Source organism: Streptococcus sp. A12 (assembly GCF_905372335.1).
GTDB lineage: Bacteria > Bacillota > Bacilli > Lactobacillales > Streptococcaceae > Streptococcus.
In genome coordinates, this window is record NZ_CAJPOU010000079.1 from 1 (window position 1) to 5,363 (window position 5,363).

Sequence of the window (5,363 nt, forward strand, 5' to 3'; positions counted from 1 at the left end):
AATTAGTCATGGAACTTTGAAGAAGTTCGCTGACGTCCGTACTCACCTAAGGAAAGTTTTTAAGAGTGCTTTGCCTCCAATCTGATGTACTAGTAGTTGCTGACTAGTACCTTTTATTTACTCATATTTCACAAAGACTAATTGTTTGTCAGTCGATAAATCATCCTGGTAAACAAAACCATTAAAGCTTAACTGCTTCATGTCTTCGACCCTTGTAATCTGCTTCTCCAGCAAGGCTGACACAAAAGCCCCCCGCGCTTTCTTAGAAATGGTCGAATGCACCTTCAGCTGACCATTTTTCTCTTCTAGAAATTTAAAGGTCACCATCCGATCTTGAATCTCCTTAGAAAAGACGGTTTCAAACTCACTGGAAAGCAAAGAAATAATGAGGTCTTCACCCTTAAGAGCTTGATCATAGACAGCCTTCCAAAATGTCTTTAAGGATTTCCCCTGGACCTTGAGCTTCATGAGAAAGTCCAAACGATGGGGAGCAATCGGAGTAAGGGCTGGAATCACCCCATAAAGAGCTGAGGTGATCAAGAGATGGTCTTGCACATAAGCCGCTTCTGCTTCTGTCCAGTCCGTACGGCGGATATTCCGGTACATGAGGCCGTCAAAGAGCTTCACAGCAGGATAGGTCTTAGCAGTTTCAGACTTGAGCGCTTGGATCCGTTGCTCTTCTTCACTTGCTCGGTCTTCAGAAATCTTATAAAGTGAAGCTAAGCCTTCTAGAGATAATGTAGCTAAGGCATCGATGACCGCTTGTGTCTCATTTGATACAGGATGCCCCGTTTTTTCTGGGGTATCCAGATTCATTTCTTTTGCAGTTGGAATTAATAGTTTCATAGAATTATTGTACCATATTTCATTTTCGCTTGACATAAAATTACCATCATGTTATCATCTAGTTATTAAAACTAGATAACAAAGAGGTAATAACTATTTTATTCAACTACAGTTATCCCAAGTGGGAAGAAATTCCTGATATTGACCTTTATTTGGACCAGGTCCTCCTCTATGTCAATAAGGTGTGTGCGCCTTTTATCTCAGAAACAGACAAGGGCTTGACAGCCTCCATGGTCAATAATTACGTTAAACATGGCTACCTGCCAAAACCAGATAAAAAGAAATACAAGCGACAGCAGGTTGCCCGTCTCATTGCTATTACGACCTTAAAGACGGTTTTTTCGATACAAGAGATCGCGGCTACCTTGAACCTCTTGCAGAGTCAAGCCAATTCCGCAGACCTCTACAATAGTTTTGTGGACTTTCTTCATGAAGAGAAAGAACCTTTAGCACCTATTATCGGATCTGCCTGTCGTACCGTGCTACTCTACCAAGAAACCCTATCCTATATCCATGTTCATTCTGAGGAGGAAAAATAAAAGTGAATTATGCTAGTAAATTAAGTAAACGATTATCCTTTGGGGAAGAAATCGCAAATAGCGTCACCCATGCAGTCGGGGCTGTTTTGATGCTCTTTCTCTTACCAACTTCTGCTATTTATAGTTACGAAACACATGGGACTTTAGCAGCTGTCGGGACTTCAATTTTTGTCATCAGTCTCTTTCTCATGTTTCTCTCATCGACTATCTACCATGCCATGGCCTATGACTCACCTCAAAAGTATGTCCTTCGCATTATCGATCACTCCATGATTTATATTGCCATTGCAGGTAGCTATACACCCGTCGTTCTTTCTCTCATGAACAACTGGTTCGGCTATGCCATTATCCTGATTCAATGGGGGACGACTATCTTCGGGATACTCTACAAAATTTTTGCTAAGAAGGTAAATGAAAAATTCAGCTTGGCCCTCTATTTGATTATGGGATGGTTGGTGATTTTCATTATCCCTCAGATCATCAGCCAGACAAGTCCAACCTTCTGGGGCTTGATGCTGATGGGTGGCCTATGTTACACAGTTGGAGCTGGATTTTACGCCAAAAAGAAACCTTATTTCCACATGATTTGGCATCTCTTCATCTTAGCCGCTTCTGCTCTCCAATATATCGCGATTGTTTATGTCATGTAAGACAGTGACTCTCTTATAGGGAGTCACTTTTTAGTTGCTTTTTTACACCATATTGACTACAATAAAGAAAAATTGTATGGGGACAGTTATGACAACCAAATACCAAAAGATTCTTACAACATTGAAAAACCAGATTGACCAGGGGATCCTAAAAACTGGAGACCGCCTGCCTTCCGTTCGCCAACTAGCCAGTCAGTATGCCTGCAGTAAGGACACCGTCCAACGGGCCCTGCTCGAGCTTAGCTATAAGAACTACATCTATGCCAAACCCCAAAGCGGCTATTATGTCTTGGAGGAAGAGACCGGAAAGCACACAGACCTACCTCTCCGACTCAAGGAAGATCGCTTCCAGGCCTTTGAAGACTTTCGGACTTGTATCAACGAAACCCTTGTCGGTCGTGATAATTATCTCTTCAACTACTATGAAAAACAGGAAGGTCTAGTTGATCTCCGTCAGTCTATTGCTTCTCTCCTGCGAGAAGATGCGATTTATACCCAGGAGCAACAAATCGTTATCACCTCAGGAACCCAGCAAGCCCTCTACCTCCTAAGCCAGGTCGCCTTTCCAAACCAAAAAGAAGAAATCCTTGTAGAGCAACCAACCTATTACCGCATCAATAAATTAATTCAGGAGCAAGACTTACCTTATCAAAGCATCAATCGCTTGCCTCAAGGAATTGACTTTGAGCAATTGGAAGCTATTTTCAAAAGTGGCAAGATCAAATTTTTCTATACCATTCCACGCTACCATTACCCGCTGGGACATAGTTATAGCAAACAAGAGAAGGAACAGATATTGGCCTTAGCAGACCTCTATGATGTCTATATTGTTGAGGACGATTACTTGGGAGATTATGATCCACATTTTTCTCCTAGCTTTCATTATCTGGATGCATCTGACCGGGTCATCTACATCAAGTCCTTTTCTACCAGCCTATTTTCTGCCCTCCGCATCACTTCTATGGTCCTCCCCCAAGCGCTTCTTTCCCCTGTCTTAAAACTCAAGGGGACACTCGACTACGAAAGTAACTTGGTCATGCAGAAGGCCTTGAGCCTCTATATTGACAATGGCATGTTTGCAAAAAATAAAGGGCTCCTTCACCAACAACAAGTCATCCAAAAAGAGCAAGCTGCTTCCCTACTCCAGCAACATTCCCTGTCCGTTCCCGTATGGCCGGTCATTGGAGGTGTTTTACTAGATTTAAGACAGGTCCCTTCGGTCGCTCGACTGAAACATAGCGGTCTCCCTCTCCACTTCTTCGACTCTGCCTATATTAAAAGCTGTCCCTATGCCTTTGCCCGTATCAATCAGGACAAATTGGAAGAGGTTTTACCCCAAATTAACGCTTATCTATGATTCAATCCCATCCTTCTATTCTTGAGTTATTTTTATATATAAAACTATGTTACAAAAACATTACATTTATTACAAGAATCACTTGACATCTGTAACAATAGGAGTATAATCTAAGTCAGAAAGATAAAGAGGTGATATTATGAAACGATCTTTGATTCGTTGGACTGCAGCCTCTCTTGTGGCTGCATCACTTGGACTTGCTTTGGGAGGGTGTGGCTCAAAAGATAAAACAACTTCCTCATCCGAAAAAGCTTCTAGCTCGAAAGTTGAGAAAAAACCAAAAGCCAGCTTGAATAAAAAAGCTACAGTTTCTTCTTCTCAAGCAAAAGAAAATACTACTCCTTCAAGTCAGGCAAGTAACCCATCAGCTTCAACTGAACCGAACAAGGCAGAAGATACATCTTCAACTAATCAAGCAGTTGTTCCTGCAGATCTTGTCGGCACTTGGGTAGGATCTAGCCCTCAGGCGGATAGCATCAAAATGACTATTGAAGCCAATGGTGATATTACAACTGTCGTTGGCTTTAAAAATGATAGTGAACCAACCCGCACAGCTACCTATACTGCAAGAGCTATTCAAGCATCTGGTAATGTCTATTACTGGGAGTCAGAAGGTCTTGATGGCGCAGATGCTCTTCTTCCAGGTATAACTGGATTAGGAGTAGCAAATTTCCGCTTCAAACCAGGATTTATCCTTGAGGAAGGGCATTATACTCCGATAGCCTTCACAACAGATATCAATACAGATTTTGACTATAGCAATTACAGAGACTTCCACTTCTCATTGACAAAAGAGCAATAAGGACAGGAAATTCTCTAATAAAAAAAAGAATGTTGACCCCTCAACATTCTTTTTTTATGTTTTATTCACTTTCACAAATCAATTGGGTTAACCCCTTACTTCTTGGTCAAGGCCCAACTCTTGGCCACAAGCTCGAAAAGATGATTATCCTCTACTCGATCATCCAAGGGAATGCTAATCCAGTATTTCTTGTTCATATGGTAGGCCGGATAGAAAGGAGCCTCTTCTAAGAGTTGGCTGACCTGGTCCAGTTTAAGATTTAAGACCTCAATCTTCCCTTCTTGTTTCACATCAAGCTTGGACCAGTCAATCTTCATAAGAACGCCAAACCATTTGAGATCCTTTTGATGACGAAAGACGCCCGAGTCCGGTGAGCGGTCCCATAGATATTCGAGGGGACGATCATACTGCTGACTGATCCAATCCACCAAGCGCTTGGTCTGTGGATACATAAAATCTTTGACAGCAAAACAAGACTTTCTTATATCTTCTAAGGCCTGCTGACAGGCTTCTCTAACTTGCCCCACATATTGACCCACCATCTGGTCCATATGGAGCTGCATATAGTCGTCACCTGTTTCTTGATCCACTAACCAAAAATCCACTTCCTTACCTTGGACAGTCACATAGAGCTTGAAGTCTCCATCGAGGATTAGTTGCTCATAGTGATAGGACTCTCCCTGCTCTGAAAACCCATAAGCCAGGGCTTTTTCTTTATCTATACTATATTTCTCAAAATAATCCGGTAAAAACACTGATCTACTCCTTCTTCTCCAGTATACCAAAAAGAAGCAAAAAATGAGTTGAGAATGGTCCTCAACTCATATAGAATTAAAAGACAACTCGGGTCCCATGGACCTGATCCACTCCTGGAACGTCAAGGAAAAGCTGACGATTCTCCAAGGAGACACCGCCACCTGCCAAGATTTCTACCTGGCCATCCGCTAACTTAGCATACTCTTCGTAGCGCGCTAAACGTTGTTCTAAGTCTGTTTCTGGACTGCCGGCTCTTGTTAATAGTCGGGTCACACCCTCCTTCTTCATCCACTCGATCGTCGACGCTTGATCTTCTAGAGGAATCTGATCAAATGCCATATGCATGGTCAATTCAAAACCTTGGCTAGCTTGGATGAAACGAAGCATGGCGTCTTTATCCAGCTGATTGTCAG

Annotated in this window: 7 protein-coding genes; 4 read left to right on the forward strand and 3 right to left on the reverse strand. The window is 42.3% G+C overall.

Annotated elements, in window-relative coordinates; genetic code table 11:
- Positions 1–117: 117 nt before the first annotated feature.
- Complete coding sequence (gene yaaA / locus QZ158_RS07690) at positions 118–846, reverse strand: peroxide stress protein YaaA (protein ID WP_293887335.1); 729 nt, start codon at positions 844–846, stop codon at positions 118–120.
- Between the two features lie 95 nt (positions 847–941).
- Here yaaA and QZ158_RS07695 point away from each other — a divergent pair, with 95 nt between their 5' ends.
- The 4 genes from QZ158_RS07695 (at position 942) to QZ158_RS07710 (ending at position 4,194) form a co-directional block, all read left to right on the forward strand.
- Positions 942–1,385 carry a DUF1836 domain-containing protein gene (locus QZ158_RS07695; protein WP_042361110.1) on the forward strand — a complete coding sequence of 148 codons (444 nt, stop codon included), beginning with the start codon at positions 942–944 and terminating at the stop codon, positions 1,383–1,385.
- 2 nt (positions 1,386–1,387) lie between these two features.
- The gene (locus QZ158_RS07700; RefSeq protein WP_048788819.1) at positions 1,388–2,035 is read left to right on the forward strand and encodes a hemolysin III family protein; all 648 of its coding nucleotides are present in this window, start codon (positions 1,388–1,390) and stop codon (positions 2,033–2,035) included.
- A 76-nt stretch (positions 2,036–2,111) separates the two neighbouring features.
- Positions 2,112–3,392: a PLP-dependent aminotransferase family protein gene (locus QZ158_RS07705; protein WP_293887336.1), complete on the forward strand. Its 1,281-nt coding sequence runs from the start codon at positions 2,112–2,114 to the stop codon at positions 3,390–3,392.
- A 139-nt stretch (positions 3,393–3,531) separates the two neighbouring features.
- Positions 3,532–4,194, forward strand: a complete 663-nt coding sequence (locus tag QZ158_RS07710; RefSeq protein WP_293887337.1) for a hypothetical protein — start codon at positions 3,532–3,534, stop codon at positions 4,192–4,194.
- A 95-nt stretch (positions 4,195–4,289) separates the two neighbouring features.
- On the opposite strand, the gene QZ158_RS07715 is transcribed toward QZ158_RS07710, so the two are convergent.
- A complete protein-coding gene (locus QZ158_RS07715; RefSeq protein WP_293887339.1) occupies positions 4,290–4,949 on the reverse strand; it encodes an MmcQ/YjbR family DNA-binding protein in 660 nt (219 codons plus the stop codon).
- A gap of 76 nt (positions 4,950–5,025) precedes the next feature.
- Positions 5,026–5,363 (reverse strand): copper homeostasis protein CutC (locus QZ158_RS07720; RefSeq protein ID WP_293887341.1); only part of this gene is annotated, 338 nt, incomplete at its 5' end.

Bases quoted from the DNA above. Each gene is read 5' to 3' on its own strand.
- yaaA (WP_293887335.1), bottom strand. From the start codon at position 846: ATGAAACTATTAATTCCAACTGCAAAAGAAATGAATCTGGATACCCCA.
- QZ158_RS07705 (WP_293887336.1), top strand. From the start codon at position 2,112: ATGGGGACAGTTATGACAACCAAATACCAAAAGATTCTTACAACATTG.
- QZ158_RS07710 (WP_293887337.1), top strand. From the start codon at position 3,532: ATGAAACGATCTTTGATTCGTTGGACTGCAGCCTCTCTTGTGGCTGCA.